This window comes from Paraburkholderia sp., assembly GCF_028283785.1.
GTDB lineage: Bacteria > Pseudomonadota > Gammaproteobacteria > Burkholderiales > Burkholderiaceae > Paraburkholderia.
In genome coordinates this window covers 694,955-714,807 of record NZ_JAPWKB010000005.1, presented here as the reverse complement: position 1 = coordinate 714,807, position 19,853 = coordinate 694,955, and the positions used below count along the sequence as shown (strand labels likewise).

15 protein-coding genes and 1 pseudogene are annotated in these 19,853 nt (G+C 64.3%); 10 read left to right on the top strand and 6 right to left on the bottom strand.

The genetic code is table 11. The annotated features are described in order from the left end of the window. The first annotated feature begins 113 nt into the window (after window positions 1–113). The gene (locus tag PW947_RS07215; protein WP_299630425.1) at window positions 114–668 is read left to right on the top strand and encodes an NADPH-dependent FMN reductase; all 555 of its coding nucleotides are present in this window, start codon (window positions 114–116) and stop codon (window positions 666–668) included. A 66-nt stretch (window positions 669–734) separates the two neighbouring features. Here PW947_RS07215 and PW947_RS07210 read toward each other — a convergent pair whose 3' ends face one another. Both PW947_RS07210 and PW947_RS07205 read right to left on the bottom strand, forming a co-directional pair. Then, on the bottom strand, window positions 735–1,991 hold the full coding sequence (locus PW947_RS07210) for a hypothetical protein (protein ID WP_299630424.1): 1,257 nt from the start codon (window positions 1,989–1,991) through the stop codon (window positions 735–737). Between the two features lie 250 nt (window positions 1,992–2,241). Beyond that, window positions 2,242–4,509, bottom strand: coding sequence for a hybrid sensor histidine kinase/response regulator (locus PW947_RS07205; protein WP_299630423.1), 2,268 nt, complete (start codon window positions 4,507–4,509; stop codon window positions 2,242–2,244). Between the two features lie 731 nt (window positions 4,510–5,240). On the opposite strand from PW947_RS07205, the gene PW947_RS07200 reads away from it, so the two are divergent. From PW947_RS07200 to PW947_RS07165, 8 genes and pseudogenes are all read left to right on the top strand, one after another. Continuing rightward, entirely contained in the window at window positions 5,241–5,609 is a 369-nt protein-coding gene (locus PW947_RS07200; protein WP_299630422.1) for a response regulator, read from the top strand. Beyond that, the gene (locus tag PW947_RS07195) at window positions 5,602–6,225 is read left to right on the top strand and encodes a chemotaxis protein CheC (RefSeq protein WP_299630421.1); all 624 of its coding nucleotides are present in this window, start codon (window positions 5,602–5,604) and stop codon (window positions 6,223–6,225) included. Before PW947_RS07200 ends, PW947_RS07195 begins: the two co-directional genes overlap by 8 nt. A gap of 18 nt (window positions 6,226–6,243) precedes the next feature. Next, window positions 6,244–7,182, top strand: a complete 939-nt coding sequence (locus PW947_RS07190; RefSeq protein ID WP_299630420.1) for a diguanylate cyclase — start codon at window positions 6,244–6,246, stop codon at window positions 7,180–7,182. Between the two features lie 240 nt (window positions 7,183–7,422). Further along, complete coding sequence (gene hpnD, locus PW947_RS07185; RefSeq protein ID WP_299630418.1) at window positions 7,423–8,277, top strand: presqualene diphosphate synthase HpnD; 855 nt, start codon at window positions 7,423–7,425, stop codon at window positions 8,275–8,277. Continuing rightward, complete coding sequence (hpnE, locus tag PW947_RS07180) at window positions 8,277–9,539, top strand: hydroxysqualene dehydroxylase HpnE (protein ID WP_299630417.1); 1,263 nt, start codon at window positions 8,277–8,279, stop codon at window positions 9,537–9,539. The genes hpnD and hpnE overlap by 1 nt, the downstream gene beginning before the upstream one ends. After that, a complete protein-coding gene (gene shc / locus PW947_RS07175; protein WP_299630416.1) occupies window positions 9,539–11,596 on the top strand; it encodes a squalene--hopene cyclase in 2,058 nt (685 codons plus the stop codon). The genes hpnE and shc overlap by 1 nt, the downstream gene beginning before the upstream one ends. A gap of 16 nt (window positions 11,597–11,612) precedes the next feature. After that, entirely contained in the window at window positions 11,613–12,362 is a 750-nt protein-coding gene (locus tag PW947_RS07170; protein WP_299630621.1) for a phosphorylase, read from the top strand. Between the two features lie 188 nt (window positions 12,363–12,550). Then, window positions 12,551–13,007 (top strand): annotated as a pseudogene (locus PW947_RS07165) (hotdog domain-containing protein). A gap of 108 nt (window positions 13,008–13,115) precedes the next feature. On the opposite strand, the gene PW947_RS07160 reads toward PW947_RS07165, so the two are convergent. Both PW947_RS07160 and PW947_RS07155 read right to left on the bottom strand, forming a co-directional pair. Beyond that, the gene (locus tag PW947_RS07160; protein ID WP_299630415.1) at window positions 13,116–14,081 is read right to left on the bottom strand and encodes a VacJ family lipoprotein; all 966 of its coding nucleotides are present in this window, start codon (window positions 14,079–14,081) and stop codon (window positions 13,116–13,118) included. Next, a complete protein-coding gene (locus PW947_RS07155; protein ID WP_299630414.1) occupies window positions 14,078–16,705 on the bottom strand; it encodes an MMPL family transporter in 2,628 nt (875 codons plus the stop codon). The genes PW947_RS07160 and PW947_RS07155 overlap by 4 nt, the downstream gene beginning before the upstream one ends. Window positions 16,706–16,992: 287 nt before the next feature. Between PW947_RS07155 and PW947_RS07150 the strand changes: the two genes are divergently transcribed. Then, entirely contained in the window at window positions 16,993–17,604 is a 612-nt protein-coding gene (locus tag PW947_RS07150) for a phospholipid-binding protein MlaC (RefSeq protein ID WP_299630413.1), read from the top strand. Window positions 17,605–17,727: 123 nt separating this feature from the next. Here the strand turns inward: PW947_RS07150 and PW947_RS07145 are convergent, their stop codons facing one another. Both PW947_RS07145 and PW947_RS07140 read right to left on the bottom strand, forming a co-directional pair. Further along, window positions 17,728–18,369, bottom strand: a complete 642-nt coding sequence (locus PW947_RS07145; RefSeq protein WP_299630412.1) for a response regulator transcription factor — start codon at window positions 18,367–18,369, stop codon at window positions 17,728–17,730. Next, window positions 18,366–19,799, bottom strand: coding sequence for a cache domain-containing protein (locus tag PW947_RS07140; RefSeq protein WP_299630411.1), 1,434 nt, complete (start codon window positions 19,797–19,799; stop codon window positions 18,366–18,368). The genes PW947_RS07145 and PW947_RS07140 overlap by 4 nt, the downstream gene beginning before the upstream one ends. Window positions 19,800–19,853 lie beyond the last annotated feature (54 nt).

The following is a 19,853-nucleotide window of genomic DNA, read 5'->3' as shown; positions in this document are numbered from 1 at the left end:
TCAAGGCTCGCAGGCGCGTCACGAGCAGCGAACGGGCGCATTTGGTGTCGATTGCCTATGATGAACGGGCGGTACTTTCTGCGCGCCACGCGCCCAACCAGAGGACACGAACCATGGCTTATCACATCGCCGTCGTCGTCGGCAGCCTGCGCCGCGACTCGTTCAACCGGCAACTTGCCCAGGCGCTGATCTCGCTCGCGCCGGCGGATTTCTCGTTTGAGTTTCTCGACATCGGCAGCTTGCCGCTGTACAGCCAGGACTACGATGCCGACTATCCGGAAGTGGCGCTGAATTTCAAGGCGCGCATCGCCGCCGCCGACGGCCTGCTGTTCGTAACCCCCGAATACAACCGTTCGATGCCCGGCGTGCTGAAAAACGCGATCGATTGGGGTTCGCGTCCGTGGGGGCAAAGCGCATGGGGTGGCAAGCCCGGCGCGGTTGCGGGGACGTCGGTCGGCGCGGTCGGCACGGCGTTGTCGCAGTCGCATCTGCGCAACGTGCTCGCCTATCTCGATGTGCCGACGCTGGGTCAGCCCGAGATGTTCATCAAGCACAATCCCGACGCGATCGACGCGTCCGGCAAAATCATCAACGACGACACCCGCAAATTCCTGCAAGGTTTCGTCGACAAATACGTGGCCTGGGTCAAGATGCATACGGCGGCTTGAGTCCGAAGCAGTAAGCACGTGCCACGCGGCGGCTTCCGGTTTCAGTCGGACGCCGCCGCGTTTTCGTTACACGTGATGATGATGACCGGTCACGCGTTCCCAGCCGTGCTGAACGGCCAGCTTGAAGCGTTCCCACGACGAGCCTCCAGCCGTGCCCATTGCATCGCGGGTTTCCCAGTCGCGACGAGCATCCGATTCGACGTCGTCCCACGCGCGGTCGCTATAGCGTGCGTCGTGGCCCATCGATGCGCCGTAGTGATAGGCGGGCACGTAGTCTTCGTAACGCGAGCCTTCGGCGGCATACGCATCGTCGAAGTGGCCGCGGAAGTCTTCCTCGTATTCCAGATATTCATCCGGCAAGGTCGCGCCGCGTCCGCTCGGCGCGGTGCTGGCGGGCGGCATTGTGTCGGCGTTTGCCATCCGCGCGGCGCTCGCCGATCCCATCGACATCGAAGGACGATCTGTCTCGCGGACGGTTTCGACCGGCGGCGGCATCACCGCGCCGCCACCCAGCACGCTGCCGGCAGCAATTGCGTCGGCAGCGGGATTGTTGGTCGCCATCCGGGGCGCGTACGGGTCCACCAGCGGATCGCCGAGGGGCGACACAGGCGTGATGACCGGAGTGGCGTCGGGAACCGGCTCAGCGGGCCGTGAGGCGAGCGGTTCGGTCATCGGCGCCAGCGGATCGCGCAGCGGGTCGGCCATCAACGGCGACGTGGCCATCGGGTCGTCGATCCTCGACGGCGAGATCGGCTCGCTGGCTGTCATCGGACGCGATCCAAGACGGTCGCCGCTCAGCAGATCGTCATCGAGCATCGGATCTGCGTCCACGGGACGGCTGGCTTGCAGCGGTTCGTTCGGCACCACGCTCGGCGTGGCTGCACCCGGCACCGGCGTGACCGCACCCAAGCCCAGCTCATCGAGCAACGAATGCTCGCGTGTCGCTTCGACGGGCGCATCCCAGCCCGGCAGACGTTCGCCGATGTCCGATGCGCCGAGACGTTGCAGCGTGTCCCGCGCGAGCTCCGCGTGCGCTTCGCTGGTCGCGTTGACGCAGACCAGCACCGCACCGGCGCGCACGGCATCGGTATAACGGCGGGCATCGTCGACGCGCGTTTCACGTGCGAACAGACTGGAGATGAAACGCTCGATATTCGCCCAGACGCCGGCATGTTCGGCCGGATCGTGCATCGTCCCAGCGGCGTGCGCCGGGTTGGCCTGCAATTCAATGGTGTCGCGCCCGAAGCCGGTTTGAACCAGCGTGTCGCGCGCTTCGTCCGCTTGGGAGTACGTGTCGAAAAGACCGATTACGGTGTGTCGCATGGCTGTCTCCGTTGTGCTGGCCTGGCGGGGCACGGCGCGCCGCCTTCCATGCACAACACCCGCGCAACGATCGTGCCGCGTCGTCGAAAATCCGCGCGACGCCCGGCCGGACAGGGCTTGCCGCGAACGCCGCCAGTCAGCGCTTTCGTTGTAAAACAGGGTTTGTCGGACGTGCTTTCGCGTCGGAGACGCACCAGAACGGCGCACTTTTACAAAATGACGAGGGTTGCCGACGTGTGGAAAGCGTCGTTCAGCTCGCCGGATGCGTGCTGGCTTGCGAAAGATCGCGCTGGATGCCCTGCAATAACTTGTCGAGCAACGCGATATCGAACGGTTTGGACAGCACGCGCGCATCGACGTGGCGCGCGCGTTCCAGTTCTTCCGCATAACCGGTGACGAGAATCACCGGCAGCCGGTTTTCGAACGATTCGATCGCTTCCGCGAGATCGATGCCGTTCATCATGCCCGGCATGTGGATGTCGGAGATCACGAGGTCGAACCCCAGCGGCTCGCCGGTCAGCGCCTGCTTCGCGTGCGCGTCGTCGAAAATCCGCATCGCCGTGTCCGCGTTGAAGATGCACGTGACGTGATGGCCCATCATCTGCAACAACGCTTCGGTGCCCGCCGCGACTTCGTCGTTGTCCTCGACCAGCATGATGCGCAGGCCGTTCGGTTGCGCGTTGTCCTCGACGTTCGGTTCGGCGGGCAATTCGGCATCGGGCACGCCGGCCGCGCGCGGCAGATACATCCTCACTGACGTGCCCGCGCCGATCGCGCTGTCGATCGCGGCAAGGCCGCCGGAACGCTCGCAGAACGCAAACACCTGCGGCAAACCGAGGCCTGTGCCCATGCCCTTCGGCTTGGTCGTGAAAAGTGGCTCGAACGCTCGCGCCAGCACGTCCGGCGGCATGCCGACGCCGGTATCTTCGAGCGAAAGCTGGACGAAATCGCCCGTCAGCGGAAAGCCGTCTTCATGGCGGAACGTGATGTTGCTCGCGCGCACGGTGAAGCGGCCGCCGTTCGGCATCGCGTCGCGTGCGTTGACGGCGATGTTGATCAGCGACAGTTCGAGTTCGGCGACGTCGATCCGCATCGACCACATTTCGGTGCCGAGATCCATCACGAGCGAAATTTTTGCGCCGAGCGACGCGCGCAGCAATTCGCGGCAGCCCGGCAACCAGCGTTCGACCGCGACGGTTTCGTTGCGTAGCGGCTGTTTGCGCGCGACGCCAAGCAGTTGCCGCGTCAGCGACTGGCCGTTCTTCAGTGCCCGTTCGATTGCCGAGAGTTCGCGGTCGAGGCCGGGCGCGCCGCGCCGTCGCGCGATCTGCACGTTGGTCGAGACGATCATCAGCAGATTGTTGAAGTCGTGCGCGACGCTGCCGACCAGATTGCCGAGCGCTTCCATCTTGCGCGACTGGCGGTATGCGGATTCGATCGAGCGTCGCATCGACGCTTCCGCCTGCCAGCGTTCCCATGCTTCCTCTTCCGCGCCGAGACGGCGCATCGACAGCCAGATCACGCACCACAGGACGATCGACGGCGTGAACATGGAGAGAATCAGCACGCTCAGATGACGGTACCAGCCGGCCCAGATCGCCGACGTGCGATAACCCGTCGCGACGTAGACCGGATACGAACCGACACGCCGGAACGCGACGATCATGTTTTCGCCGTCGAATGTGGAGCGCTGCCTGACCACGCCCGCGCGACGCCCTTGCGCCAGCGCGTCGGCGAACGGCGAATGGGCGTCGACCATCGTAGGTTGATTGGGCGCGGACGGGTAATGCGCGAGAAACGCGCCGTCGGTGCGTGTCAGGCTCATCGTCATCGGCGACTCGGTGCCGCCGAGGAGTTCGCGATAGAACGCGTTGAAATAACTGGGACGCAGCGCGACCGACACGATGCCGTTGAACGAGCCGTCGTTCGCGCGACGCGGCACGCCGGTATTGAAGACGAGTTCGCCGGCGACGTGTCCGACCATCACTTTCGACACATGTTCGAGCACCTTGCCGTCGCGAATGCCCGTGAAGTCGTCGCGCTCCGCAATCGACACGGCGGGCGCCGGATAAAACCGGCTGCTGGCGATCAGCACGCCATCGTGACTGAACACGGACACCGCCGCGACCTGCGGATAGCCGCCGCCCATCTGCCGCAGCTTGTCGTGGATAAAGCCTTCCTGCGCGCGAATGCCGTCGTCGTCGTAGTTCTGGACCAGATCGACCACGCGCGCGTCGAGCGCTTCGTTCATGTCGAACACCTTGAGCGCGTGCTCTTCGGCGACGCGGACGGTGCGCAAGGTCATATCGGTGGCGTCGGCTTCGCGGGCGCGCAGATCGGTGAACGCCATCGCCGCGACGTACACGCAAGGCAACACGACCGCCGCGATCAGCAACGCGACCAGCGTGATGCGGCGCACGTGAAAGTTCTGTTCCGGCACGACCGGGAACAGCGCCTCGTCCTGGCGGGCGGAAGCAAGGCGGCTCGATTGGAGTGATTCGGACCGTTCAGGTGTCATTTAAATGCCGCTGCGATCGTCTGGAACGGAAAAAGCTGCGTTCGACCATCATACGACACGCCAGGGGCCGTAACGTTTGCGATGCGTGTGCGGCGGACTTCTCTCCTGCGGTAGTTATTCCCGTCAGTGGCGGCAAAGTAGCGACAAATCAGGTAGCGCAAACGTACACAAAAGGATAAAAACATAATTCGATCCAGATAGTTGGATTAAATTCTCTCGCTATGATTAACAATGAGGTGTTTTTTTATTCATCGATACAGTTTTGGCGGATTGCCTTTTCGATTGTTTGCTTTGAAAATCGCTCGCACGACAAATATTGCGTCCGCGATGCCCGGACGTATCTGCCGCGAGGGCCACCCAGTAACGCACGCGATGTGCGATGGAGTCGCCGTTCGCGGAATCGAGCCGCGGCGGCAGCAGACGTCACCAGCGTCATTGCCGCGCAGATTCACCTACGGGGTAGGTTTTGAATATGCCGGTCATCATCGTTCAACGGACACGCGCGCCGTCGCGCCCGTCCAGTGTTGTCATTGCTCGCACCGCAGTGCGCGCGCCGTCCGCTCGCCTGCAATACGCATTCCCGCCGATGCGGCTTTCCCCGCGCACATCGTCTCGTCAGCCGGTCGACCTGGCCGTTTCCACAATTCGCACGGAAAGTTGCTGACGCGCATTCAAGTTTCCAGAAACCCCGCCGTTAACCTGAACGAGACCACTCCGTTTACCGAATGCTCATGCCCCTGCCCATTGTGATCGCCGACGATTCGCTGCTTGCCCGCAAGGTGCTCACCAAAGCGCTGCCGGCCGATTGGGATGTCGAGATCTCGTATGCGCAGAACGGCAACGAGGCGCTTGCGCTGTACCGGCAAGGCAAGGCGTCGGTAATGTTCCTCGACCTGACGATGCCCGGCATGACCGGTTTTCAGGTCCTGGAAGCGATGCAGCACGAGGATCTCAACACGTTCGTGATCGTCGTGTCGGCGGATGTCCAGCCGATCGCGCAGGAGCGCGTGCGCGCGCTCGGCGCTGCCGCGTTTATCGGCAAGCCGGTCACTCCCGAGGCGGTACTGCCCATTCTCAAGGAGTACGGGTTGTATGTCTGAGGCAAATCTGACGGAAGATCAGCGCGACGCGCTCCAGGAAGTCGCGAATCTTGCGATGGGCCAGGCGGCGACGCGGCTTGCACAACTGCTCGATACTTTCATCGAACTGTCGGTGCCGCGCGTGCGGGTCGTGCCGGTGGACGGCGCGGCGCAGGCGCTGCGCGAAATGACCGGTATTCGCGAGAATGTCAGCGCGGTGCGACAGGGGTTTCGCTCGGATATCAAGGGCGAGGCGCTGGTGATCTGCCGCAGTGACGGCATCGGCCAGTTGTGCGCGCTCGTGAACGATCCGTATGCCGGTTCGGCTTACAACGCCGTCAACGAGCAGGAACTGATCTACGACGTCGCGAACATCCTGACCGGCGCGTGCGTGTCGTGCATTCTCGACCAGCTGGGCCGCACGCCGGTGTTTTCGGCGCCGGGTCTGCTGGGCTCGGAGATGTCGCTCGAAGAAGTGTTCCAGCCGGGCGTGCTTGCATGGGAAGTCGCGCTGCTGGTCGAAGTCAATTTTGCGCTGGAAGATCAAACCTTCCGCGCGCATCTCGTGATGCTGATGGCCGAGGAATCGATCCGCCATATGAACGGCGCGCTCGACGCGCTGCTCGCCAGCATCTGATGGAGAAGTAGTCAGCCTATGAATGTCGGTTCAGCGTCGTTGAGCGATCTGGTGGTCGAGCGGGTCGGTTTTGGGATTTTCGTGCTCGATCGCGATATGAACGTGGTGATGTGGAACCGCTTCATGCAGGATCACAGCGGCCTGTCGCCGGAACAGGTGGTCGGCAAGTCGATCTTCGCGAGTTTTCCGGAACTGCCGCGCGTGTGGTTGGCCCGCAAGATCGAGAGCGTGTTCACGCTGGGCAGCTTCGCGTTCAGTTCGTGGGAACAGCGTCCGTACCTGTTCAAGTTCGATCACGACCGGCCCATCACCGGCGGCGTCGATTTCATGCAGCAGGATTGCACCTTCATGCCGCTGACGCGCGAGCGCGAAGTAGTCGCCGTTTGCGTGACGATTTGCGACGTGACGCATGTCAGCATCGTTCAGCGCGAGCGTGAGGAAGCGGTCGCGAAGCTGCAGGAATACGCCGACCGCGACGGCCTGACCGGCATTGCGAACCGCCGATTTTTCGAAGCGCGACTGCGCGACGAATATATTCGCTGGGAGCGTTACGGCGGCGATCTGTCGGTTTTGCTGTTCGATCTCGACCATTTCAAGAAGATCAACGATCAATTCGGCCACCTGGTCGGCGATGCCGTGTTGCGCGTGATGGCGCAGCGGGTCGCGGAAGTGGTGCGCGCGCAGGATGTGTTCGGCCGCTTCGGCGGCGAGGAATTCGCGCTGCTGCTGCCGTGCACGCCGCTCGACGACGCGATGCTGGTGGCGGAAAAGATCCGTCAAACCATCGGCGGGCTGCCGGTCGAAGTGCAGGACGCGAAAGTGCCGGTGACGGCCAGCGTCGGCGCGGCGTCCGCGCGCACCGGCATGCCCGCCTACGACGTGCTCATCAACGAAGCCGACGCTGCGCTTTACAGCGCGAAACGGCAAGGGCGCAACCGCTCGGTCGCGTTTTCCTGAGTTTTCGCACCGCGTTTCGCCCGATCCGACGCCCGTCGCGATCGGGGCGAAACGCCGCTTAACGTCGACGGATCAGGCGCAGAACTGCCCCCAAATCGACGCTGTCTCGCAAAGATTGTTATACTTTTGGCCGTTTCCGGCATCCCTGCCGGTCTTTTCGCGCGTGCCGCGCGCGCGGGCGGCCTGCCTTGCGTAGGCATGACTCCAGACCGCTTCCCAACGCCTTAAGCGGAGATCGTCTTGGCTGTTCCCAATCTTGTCGTGGACGATACACATACCGACACCGACGCAGCTGCCGCCACTTCGGGCAGCTCGTTTTATCTCGCGATGCGCATTTTGCCGGCCGCGCAGCGCGATGCGATGTACGAGGTTTACGCGTTTTGCCGCGCTGTCGACGACATCGCCGACAGCGAGCTGCCGCGCGCCGAACGCCACGCTGCGCTCGATCGCTGGCGCGCCGACATCGACGCGTGCTACGCCGGTGCGCCGCGCGCGTCGCTGCGCGCGTTGACGCGGCACATTCACACGTTTCAGCTGAAGCGTGACGATTTCCACGCGATGATCGACGGCATGGCGATGGACGCCACCGAAGACATTTGCGCGCCCGACGAAGCCACGCTCGACCTGTATTGCGACCGCGTCGCGAGTTCGGCGGGCCGTCTGTCGGTGAGGATATTCGGGATGGAAGAGGCGCCGGGCATTGCGCTCGCGCATCATCTCGGTCGCGCGTTGCAACTGACCAATATCCTGCGCGATATCGACGAAGACGCCGGTATCAACCGCTGCTATCTGCCGCGCGAATTGCTGGCCCGCGAAGGCATCGCCACGACGAGTCCAACCGAAATCGCCGACGACCCGTCGCTGCCGCGCGTGTGCGCGACGCTGGTCGAACGGGCGCGCGAGCATTTCGCCGCCGCCGACCGGATCATGGACGCCGCCTCGCGTGCGCATGTGCGCGCGCCGCGCATCATGTCCGGCGTGTATCGCTGTCTGCTGGAGAAAACGGTCGATCGTGGCTTCGATCTGCCGCGCACGAAGGTCCGCAAGCCGCGCGTCCGGATGTTGTGGATCGTCGCCCGGCACGCGTTCTTCTGATGCCGCGCCGCGTCCACGTGATCGGCGCGGGACTGGCCGGCCTGTCCGCCGCAGTGCAACTGCAGCGGCGTGGCGCGCAGGTCGTGCTTCACGAGGCGGGTTCGCAGGCGGGTGGACGGTGCCGCACGTATTACGACCGCGCGCTCGGCGCGACGATCGATAGCGGCAATCATCTGATGTTGTCGGGCAATTCGGCGACGCTGAATTTCACGCGGATCATCGGATCGGGCGATGAACTGACCGGCCCGGATCAGGCGGTTTATCCGTTCGTGGATCTCGCCACGAACGCGCGCTGGACCATCAAGCTGTCGCCGGGGCGCTTTCCGTGGTGGATTTTCGATGCGTCGGTGCGCGTGCCGAATACGCTGCCCACGGATTACCTGGCGCTCGCGCCGTTGCCGTTCGCGAAAACCGGCCGCACGGTCGCCGAGACGATGCGCTGCAACGGGCCGGTGTGGGATCGTCTGCTGAGACCGTTTCTGCTCGCGCTGGTCAATGTCGAGCCGCGCGACGCGACGGCGGAATTGATCGCAGCGGTATTTCGCGACACGCTGTCGATGGGCGGCCAGGCGTGCCGGCCGCTGGTCGCGCGTAACGGCCTGAGCAGCGCTTTCATCGATCCCGCGTTGCGGCTGTTGCAGCACGGCGGCGCGGTGATCCGGCTCGAGTCGCCGCTGAAGCAGCTTGAATTCGCCGACAACGGCCGCGTCGCGGCCTTGCATGCCGGCGACGAACGGATCGTGCTGGAACCCGGCGAAGCGGTCGTGCTGGCCGTGCCGGGCGATGTCGCACAAACGCTGGTGCCGGGATTGACCGCGCCGAACCGATCGACAACCACCGTCAGCGCGCATTTCGCAATCGATCCGCCGATGGTCTTGCCGACGGTAACCGGCTTGCTGAACGGCACCGCCGACTGGCTGTTCTCGTTCGATGGACGGTTGTCGGCGACGGTCGGTGCGGCCGAACGGCTGATCGATACGCCGCGCGAAACACTCGCGAAAACGATCTGGGCCGACGTCGCGAAAGCGGCGAATCTGCCGGTCGAGCCGATGCCGTCATGGCAGATCGAGATCGACCGGCACGCCGGATTCGCGGCCGTGCCCGATCAGGAAATGCGCCGCCCCGGCACGCGCACGCGCTGGAACAACTTGATGCTCGCGGGAGACTGGACGGCCACCGGCCTGCCCGCAACGATTGAAGGCGCGATCCGCTCCGGCCAGAAGGCCGTCGACGCGCTGCTGAATGAACCGATGGAACGCTGATGAACGACTTATCCCATACCCCGCCGCTTGATGGCGTCACGCCGATCGCCACGCCCGCCGACCTGATCGATCGCGCTCAGGCCGATCTGCTGAACGCGATGTCGCCGGATGCCGCCGATGCTGCGCCGCAAGCCGCGCTCGACGCCGCCGTCGCGCGCGCAACCGAGGCGATTCTCGACGCGCAGCAGCCGGACGGTCACTGGGTGTACGAACTCGAAGCGGACGCCACGATTCCCGCCGAATACGTGCTGCTCGTGCATTACCTCGGTGAGGAGCCGAACCTCGAACTCGAACAGAAAATTGCGCGCTATCTGCGCCGCATCCAGTTGCCGGAAGGCGGCTGGCCGCTGTTCACCGACGGCGCGATGAACGTGTCGGCGAGCGTGAAGGCCTATTTCGCGCTGAAGATGATCGGCGATCCGGCCGACGCGCCGCACATGATCCGCGCGCGCGACGCCATTCTCGCGGTCGGCGGCGCGGAGAACGTCAACGTGTTCACGCGTATCCAGCTCGCGCTGTTCGGCGCGACCACGTGGCGCGCGGTGCCGATGATGCCGGTCGAAATCATGCTGCTGCCGCAGTGGTTCCCGTTCCATCTGTCGAAGGTGTCGTACTGGGCGCGCACGGTGATCGTGCCGCTGCTGGTGCTGAACGCGAAACGCCCGGTTGGGCGAAATCCGCGTCGCGTGCGGATCGACGAAGTATTCCGTGCCGCTCCGGTCAACATGGGCCTGAACGCGCGCGCCGAGCATCAGGACAAGAACTGGTTCGCGTTTTTCCGTGGTGTCGACGTGGTGCTGCGCGCAATCGACGGACTGTTCCCGAAAGCCACCCGCAAACGCGCGATCGATTCGGCGGTTGCGTTCGTCGATGAGCGTCTGAACGGCGAAGACGGTCTCGGCGCGATCTACCCGGCGATGGCGAACGCCGTGATGATGTACGACGTGCTCGGCTATCCGGCCGATCACCCGAACCGCGCAATCGCGCGTCAGTCGATCGAAAAGCTGCTGGTGATCGGTGACGACGAAGCCTATTGCCAGCCGTGTCTTTCGCCTGTCTGGGATACATCGCTGGCCGCGCACGCGTTGCTCGAAACCGGCGACCCGCGTGCGCAGGACGCGGCGGTGCGCGGTCTCGACTGGCTGCGTCCGTTGCAGATTCTCGATGTGCGCGGCGACTGGATCTCGCGTCGCCCGAACGTGCGTCCTGGCGGCTGGGCGTTCCAGTACGCAAACCCGCATTACCCGGACGTCGACGACACGGCTGTCGTCGCGATGGCGATGAACCGCGCGGCGGGCCTGACGCAGTCCACGGCCGATAGCGAGGCGATTGCCCGCGCGCGCGAATGGGTGGTCGGCATGCAGAGCAGCGACGGCGGCTGGGGCGCGTTCGAACCCGAAAACACCCAGTACTACCTGAACAACATTCCGTTCTCCGATCACGGCGCGTTGCTCGATCCGCCGACCGCCGACGTGTCCGGCCGGTGTCTGTCGATGCTCGCCCAACTGGGCGAAATGCCGTCGAACAGCGAACCAGCTCGCCGGGCGTTCGACTACATGCTGAAGGAACAGGAAGCCGACGGCAGCTGGTACGGCCGCTGGGGCATGAACTACGTGTACGGCACGTGGACGGCGGTGTGTTCGCTGAACGCCGCAGGTCTGCCGCATGACGATCCGCGTATGAAGCGCGCCGCGCAGTGGCTGCTGTCGATCCAGAACGTCGATGGCGGCTGGGGCGAAGCGGGCGAAAGCTACAAGCTCGAGTATCGCGGCTACGAGCAGGCGGCCAGCACGGCGTCGCAAACCGCATGGGCGTTGCTGGGTCTGATGGCGACCGGCGAAGTGAATCATCCGGCGGTCGCGCGGGGTGTCGCTTATCTTCAGCGGGAACAGAAAGAGCACGGTTTGTGGGACGAAACGCTGTTCACGGCAACCGGTTTTCCGCGCGTGTTCTATCTGCGCTACCACGGCTACCGCAAGTTCTTCCCGCTGTGGGCGCTTGCGCGCTACCGCAACATGACGCGTGACGGCGTGAAGCGCGTCACGGTCGGGATTTGACGTGAGCGACAGCGTGATGGCTGCATCCGGGCGTGGCACGACGGCGCGCGCGGACGGACGGCATCCGGTGATCTTCGTGACCGGGATGGCGTTCGAGGCGCGGATTGCAGCCGGCGAGGGCGCCGATCGTGACGGCGTCGAGACGGTTTTTGCGGCGCGTCGCGCGTTGCTCGAACCGGCGCTGCGTGCGCTGGCCGCGCGCGGCTGCGCGGGCATCGTCAGTTTCGGCACGGCGGGCGGTCTTGCGCCCGATCTGCTGCCGGGCGCGCTGATCGTCGCCGACGCGGTCGAGGGTCCCGCAGGACGCGTTCCGACCGATCCCGCATGGACCGAGCGGATCGCGAACGCCTGTTCGTCGTTTCCTGCGTTGAAGCCGAAGCTGCGACGCGGCGCGATCGCAGCGGTCGCCGTGCCGTTGACCGGCGCGGACGACAAGGCCGCGCTTCACCGCGCGACGGGCGCGCTGGCGGTCGATATGGAGTCGCATCTGGCCGCGACGGTTGCCGCTGAACTGGGCGTGCCGTTTGCCGTCTGCCGTGCGATCGTCGATCCGGCGTGGCGCTCGTTGCCGTCGGCGGCGACAGCGGGTTTGCAGGACGACGGCCGCACGGCGATCCTGCCAATTCTTCGCGAATTGCTGCGTCAGCCGTCGCAGATCGTGCCGCTGATCCAGCTTGCCGGCGACGCCCGCTCGGCTAACCAGACGCTGCTGGCGGCGCGCCGCGCGCTCGGCCGCGCAGGCGCTTTGCGTTTCTCCCCCGCTTAATTTCCTGAACTCCGTTCGAGATGCTCCGGACGCGCGTTGCGCGCCGGATGCATTGGCACGTCCGCCGTACCTAAAATTTTTGTGCGGTTGAAATATTGGGGAAAACCCTTATTTGGTACAATGTCAGCGTTAACCCTAGCTCTTATATAAGACTTCGGACCGCGCACACGCTCAAGGACATAACCAAAATGAACTTTCACACCAGAAAATGGGTTAAACCCGAAGATTTGAACCCGAATGGCACGTTATTTGGCGGCAGCCTGCTGCGCTGGATCGACGAAGAAGCGGCCATTTATGCAATTTGCCAGCTGGACAACCAGCGCGTGGTGACCAAGTTCATGTCGGAAATCAATTTCGTCAGCTCGGCGCGTCAGGGCGACATCATCGAGCTGGGCATGACCGCGACGCACTTCGGCCGTACGTCGATCACGCTGCGTTGCGAAGTCCGCAACAAGATCACGCGCAAGAGCATTCTGACGGTCGAGAAGATGGTGTTCGTCAATCTCGGACGCGAACGGCGAGCCGGCGCCGCATGGCCGCACGCGCATCCGTTACGCCGACGAAGCGTTCGAGCGTTATCGCGCAACGTCGTTGCCGGTGCCGCAAGCGGACGTCGTCAACGAAGAAGCCGACACGATGCACTGAGCTGCGTTGTCGGGCGTGTGTCGACATAGCGGGGAATGAAAAAGGCCCGGCAAGCGAAGCTTGCCGGGCCTTTTTTGCGTGAGCGCCTGGGCGCTCGCACGGACGGGTTTATTGCGCTGCCGGTGCCGAAGCGTCGGGCGCCGGCGCGGCTTTCGTGCCTTGCGCCGACGACGCGGGCGCTGCCGTTGCGGGAGCGGTCGTTGCCGCCGCCGTACCGCCTGCGGCGGCTGCGCCAGCCCCTGCGCCAGCCGGTGCCGGTGCCGCTGCCGCATCGCCCGGATCGGAGTAATCCGGCACGCCTGCCGCAGCCGCGCCGGACGCACCGGTTGCGCCCGACGGCGCGTTGTCGCCGTCGGCGCCCGGGTCGCCGTAATCCGGCAGCGGCGCGTTCGTGCCGCCGCTCTTGCCGCGCAACAGCGATTTACGCTGCTGGGTGTAAGCGTCACGCACGAACGAATACGGATCGAGCGCCGCCGCTTGCAACAGGTCGGTTGCGCCGAGCAAATCCGATCGCACGCTGACGAACTGCAACACGTACAACGGATTACGCCATGCCGGTTCGATGTAGTTCAGCGCGTTGAAACGCACGTCCACCACGCGTCCCAGTCCGTCGCGCACCGAACTCGGCCCGAACAGCGGCAATACCAGATACGGCCCTGCCGGCACACCCCAACGGCCCATCGTCAGACCGAAATCCTGATGGTGCTTCGGCAGCCCGGCCGGCGTCGCGAAGTCCAGCAAACCGCCGATCCCGAAGGTCGAATTCATCGCGAAGCGCATCAGGTCTTCGGTGGCGTCGGTGATGTTCAGTTGCAGCAGGTTGTTCGCGGCGTTGCCCAGATCGCCGAGGTTCGAGAAGAAGTTGCTGATCGCGGTGCGCAGCGGCTGCGGCGTCACCTTCTGATATCCCTTCGCGACCGGTACGGCGATCGTCCGGTCTACCGCATCGTTGAACTTGAAGATCGTGCGGTTCATCGGTTCCAGCGGATCGCCGGGTTTGCGGTCGGGTCCGCTCGCACAGCCGGAAACGAGGCTGGCGGTCACGAGTGCCAATGCGGCAGTTCGCTTGATCATCGGTCAATCCCTTGGATTTTCTTGTTAGCGCGCTTTGGGCGCGGCTTGCCCATTAGAACAGGTTGAAAAACGACTGCGCCGATCAGCGTGCAGAACAGCGCAAGCGCGAGCAGGCGTCCCATGCTGGACGTACCCGGATGATGCGACAGCCACAAACTGCCGAACGCGGTCGCGGTCGTTGCGGCGCTGAACATCACCGCGTGTGTGAGACTCGATTGCAGCAGGCCGGTCTGGCCGTTGCGCCACGCCATCACGAAGTAAATCTTGAACGCCACGCCGACGCCGAGCATCAGCGGCAGCGCGATGATATTCGCGAAGTTCAGCGGCATGCCGAAGACCACGCACAGTTCCAGCGTCACGACCGCCGACACCAGCAGCGGGATCAGCGTGCGCAACACGTCGCCGAAACGGCGCAGTGCAATCCACAGCAGAATCGTGATCGACAGCAGCGCCCAGCCTGCGGCTTGCAGGAACGCCTTGATGATCGTGTCGGCGGAATGGAGGATCGAAATCGGACCGCCGATCGCGCCGGGTTCGGCGGCTTTCACCGCGCGCGCGAAGTGGCGCAGCATCACGTCGTCGCCCGGATCGGCGCCCGGCGCGACCTTCGGCGAAATATCGACGAGTGCGTGGCCGTCCGGCGCGAGCCAGTCGCGGACCATGCCCGGCGGCAGCGACGCTTGCGTGATCTCGCCGGGTTGCAGCAGCGCGGCGAGCTGGCCGAGCGCGATGCGCAGCGTGGCCGACATCGCGGTTTCGGCGCGGTCGCGGGTCGCGACGTCGGCGCTGGCGAGCTTGTTCAGCGTGCCCGACAAGCGCTTCGCTTCGGCCGCGCCCGGTCCCGGATGATCTTCCGATGCCAGTTCCAGCTGGTTCGCGGCGCGCTTCAACGCAGCGACGCGGATCGCGTCGGTGGCGGCAGGTGCGGGTTCTTGCGTCAGCGCGGGCAGCAATTGCTGCGCGGCGCCGTTGATCAACACCAGCTTTTGCGTCTGATCGGCCGGAATCAGCGTGTTCAGCGTCGTGACGTCGCCCACTTCCGGCAAGGTCTTCAGATGCGTCGCGATTCGCTGCGCGTCCGCCGGGGACGATGCCAGCACGTGCACGTTATTCACGGCGGCGACCGGCGAGTCGTTCAGCGACATCAGCGTCGCCATCGACTCCGTATGCGGGTCTTTCAGATGCAGCGGATTGAAGTCGAAGCGCAGATGCGTCAACAGCGGCAGCGCGCCGACCACGATCACCAGCGTCGTGATCAGCACCGGCTTGCGATTGCGGTCGAGAAAATCGTCGACGGGTGCGAGTTGCTTGAAGCCCGGCGAGCTTGCTTCGCCCGGCGGGTTCAGCACCTTCAGCAGCGCCGGCAGCAGCGTCATGCTGGTGAAGTACGCGATGAACATGCCGACCCCGGCGATCTGGCCGAGTTCGGACACGCCCTTGTACGCGGTCGGCATGAACGAGAAGAAGCTTTCCGCGACAGCGACGGCGGCCAGCGTCAGCGGCACGCCGATGCTGTGCGCGGTGTTGACGAGCGCGGCGGCCAGACGGTCGTCGCGATGACGTTCCTCGCGATACTTGACGCCGAACTGCACGCCGAAATCGACGCCCAGCCCGACGAACAGCACCATGAACGCGACCGAAATCATGTTCAGCGCGCCGGTCATCATCAGGCCGAGCGCGGCAGTGATGGCGAGGCCGACGAACAGCGTGACGAACACCGCGAAGATCATCCGGCCGGAACGCAGCGCGAGCCACAGGATCACCAGCACGACGACGATCGTGCCGAGGCCGGTCCACGCGGCATCCTGCTTCACCGACGCGAATTCTTCGTCGGCGAGCGGTTGTTCGCCCGTCAGGCGCACGTCGGCGCCGAAGCGTCCGGCGATATCGAGTTTGACGGCTTCGTCGCGGATCGCCTGCGACGCACGCGCGCCCGGTTCGAGCGCGTTGTAATCGACCACCGGTTGCACGGTGACGAATGCGCGCGCGGGTTGCTTCGCGGCGTCCTTGTCGACCAGACCGCGCCACGAAAATGCCGCGGGTTTGTTGGCGAGCACTTGGTCGAGCGTGTCCGCGCTTTTCGTCAGCAGCTTGCTCATGTCGCCGAGCTTCACCTGACCGATCTGCAGCGGCAGCAGCAGACTCGTCGTCAACGTGCTGGACAGGCCGGTCAGGCTCGGATCTTTGGCGAGCGCGTTGACCAGCGGGCGCGACTGAACGAGTTGTCCGGTGGTGGACTGCACGCCGTCCAGCGACAGATACATCAGACCATTCTTCTCGAAGAATTCGCCGCCGGCCGGTTGCGTGACCCCGACGAATTCCTTCGGATCGGCTTGCAGACCTTTGGCCAGCGCGTTCGCGGCGGCGTCGGCGAATTCGGGCGCGCGTGCTTCGACGACCACCAGCACGGTTTGTCCGCGTTGCGGGAACGCACGATCCATCGCACTGGACAGCGACGACCATTTGGCGTCCGTCTCGATCAGGCGGCTGATATCGGTGTTGATCTTGAAATGGTGCGCGACGTAGTAGCCGCTCAACACGGCAAGCACGAGAGAAATCCCGATGACTTGCAATGGATGGCGCACTGAACGGGCGACGAGGCGGACGATAGATGACTTCAGCATGTACGCGGGGGAGCCCTTGTCACGAATGGCATTTTTGGGAGAAGACCGTGAGTATACCGACGCCGCGTGAACAGGCTCATTCCGCACGCACCGGCAGGCCGCCGGAGCCGCTCCGGGCGTGGTCCGGGCCACGCGGTCCACGGGGACAAAGCCGGTATACTGACCTTCAGCGTGGCCCCCGCGACATCTTCCCGCTCACCAGGTGGTTGTCTGTCGAGCGACTGGCGCGTGATCGGCGCAATTTTTGCGCCGGGTCCAATGTTGAAACTTTCTGTTTTGGTGAGCGTATGAAACGTTACTTGTCTGCTTTTATCGCGGCAGCCGTGGTGTCCACGGCCCTCTCCACGACGGCTTACGCGCAGAGCGCGCCGGACGCGATCGTGAAAAATGCCGTGGAAGGCACGGTCACCGCGATGAAGGCCGATCCGGCAGCACGCGGCGGCGATATGGCCAAGATTACCCAGGTGGTGGAAACGAAGTTCGTCCCCGCCACCGACTTCCAGCGCACCACGCGCATCGCGGTCGGCAAGGCGTGGACCACCGCCACGCCCGATCAGCAAAAGCAGCTGTACGAGCAGTTCCAGCTGTTGCTGGTAAAGACCTACGCGGCTTCGCTGTCGCAATTGCGCGATCAGGACGTCAAGTTCAAGTTCCTGCCGTCCGACGCCGCCGCAGGCGCGAAAGACGTGGTCGTGCAATCGCACGTGATCAGCAACGGCGGCGACGACGCGATCGGCTACCGGCTGACGAAGTCGGCGAACGGCTGGAAGATCTACGACATCAACATGATGGGCGCGTGGCTGATTCAGGTGTATCAGACGCAATTCGCCGACGTGCTGGCCAAGGGCGGCATCGACGGCCTGATCAAGTTCCTGACCGAGCACAATGCGCGTAGCTGATCGAGGCTGCGTTTAAGCGCGTGAATCGCGGGCACGTCGGCTCGCGTTTTACCCGCTTCTCCCGCTCTTTCCTGTTTGACCCGCGCGGCGCGATGGCTTTTTGCCATCGCGCCGCGTTGTCTTTTATCTGCGCCGATGTTCGACCGCGAACTTGATCAGTTCGGCCTGTCCTTCGATATCGAGTTTCCGCTTGATGTTCAGCCGGTGCGTCTCCACCGTCCGCACCGATAAGCCATTGCGTTGCGCGATCTGTTTGCTCGATAGACCTTCGGCGAGCGCGTCGAGCACGTCGCGTTCGCGTGGTGTCAGCCGTTCGATCGGCGCCTGAACCGTGGATGCGTGAACGATCCGCGCGCCGAGTCCCGCGCTGAAAAACGTGCGGCCGTCGAGCACGGCGGAAATGGCATGCACGATTTCCGCCGACGGCGAATCCTTCAGCACGTACCCGCTCGCGCCCGCGCGCACCGCTTGCGTCACGTATTCGATGTTGTCGTGCATCGACAGCATGAGGACGCGAATCGCCGGAAAACGTTCGTGAAACAGACCGGCGAGCGCGATGCCGTTCATCCCGTTCATGCCGACGTCCATCAGCGCGAGGTCGGGTTCGTGACGCGCGGCGAGATCGAGCGCTTCGTCCGCGTTACCCGCCTCGCCGACGACCGTCAGCCGCGGCACCGCTTCGAGCCGCGCGCGCAAACCGTCGCGCACCAACGGATGGTCGTCGACCAGAATCAGCCGGGCCGCGCCTGGCGTTATATCGTTCATCGTCCGCTTCCCTGCAATTTCGCCGCTTTCGTCACGTTTGCCGGTTGCGAGCCGGACGTCCTGACCGGCACACGCGCGGTGACGATCGTATGACCCGGCTGCGAGCTTAACGCCAGATCGCCGCCGAGGGTGTCGAGCCGCTCACGCATGTTGCGCAAGCCGACGCCCGCGCGCGGATCGGCCTGCACGCGCGCGACATCGAAGCCGCGTCCGTTGTCGGCGATGGCGAGCGTGACTTCGTTTTTCGACACTTCCAGCGACAACGCCGCGCGATCGGCCTGCGCGTGCCGGACGATGTTCGTCAGTGCTTCCTGCGCGATCCGGAACAGTACCGTGTTGACCGCGTCGGGCAGCGCGGCGGCATACGTGTGCGCGATCTGCGTAAAGCCGATTTCGATACCGGACTGCTCGCCCATTTCGCGCGACAGTTGTTCGAGCGCCGCCGCGAGACCGAGATCGTCGAGCATCGACGGACGCAGCGCGTGCGAGATGCGACGGACTTCGCGCAAGGTGTCGCCCAGCCGCGTGAGGCTGGTGGACAGCGCGGCTTCGGCGGCGGGCACACGGGTCTCGCCGCGTTCGAAGCGGGTCAGCGCCGATTCGAGCAGCAGCTTGACCGACACCATCATCTGACTGATGCCGTCGTGCAGTTCGCGCGACAAACGCGCGCGTTCGTTTTCCTGCGATTCCACCACTTGCTGCGCGAGACGTTTCAGCTTGGCGTCGGCGCTGCGATATTCGCTGACGTTCAGCACCAGCGCGCACAGTGCGATCACGCCCAACCCCGCCAGCGCGATGGCAGCGATCCACATCATCGTGCGATCGATGTTCGCGGAGGCACGCTGATCGATGCCGGCGAGCGCGGTATCGACGTCGTCGAGGTAGATGCCGGTGCCGATCATCCATCCCCACCGTCCGAGCGGCACGACATAGCCGAGCTTCGGCGCGAGCTTGCCCGTGGACGGCCGATGCCAGGTGTAGCGCACATAGCCGCCGCCGCGCGATGCCGCCGCGATCAGTTGCTGGATGGTCAGCGCGCCTTGCGGATCGCGCAGCGACCACAGATCCTGCCCAACCAGCGCAGGCTCGCGCGGATGCATCAGCGAGCGGCCATGCATGTCGTACACGAAGAAGTAGCCGTCTTTGCCGAAGTCCATTTTCTCCAGCATATCGAGCGCCTGTGCACGCAACGCGGCGTCGTCTTGCGGACGGTCGCGCGACGCGTCGTAAAGCGGCGCGATGGCGCTCGTGGCGAGATCGACGTAGTGGCGCAACTCCAGTTCCTTGCTGGCGAGATACGCGGCTTCCATCGTGGCGTGCTGCGTGTCGGCCAGCGCCTTGGCCTGTTCGCGCACGCCGATGCCGATGCCTGCGATCGCGACCAGAAACGGCACGATCGCGAGCAGGAATATCTTCGCCTTGAGTTTCATGGGGGAACGTTAGCCGGAGGATCGAATTCGATATCGTCCCGTGTAGATCGACGA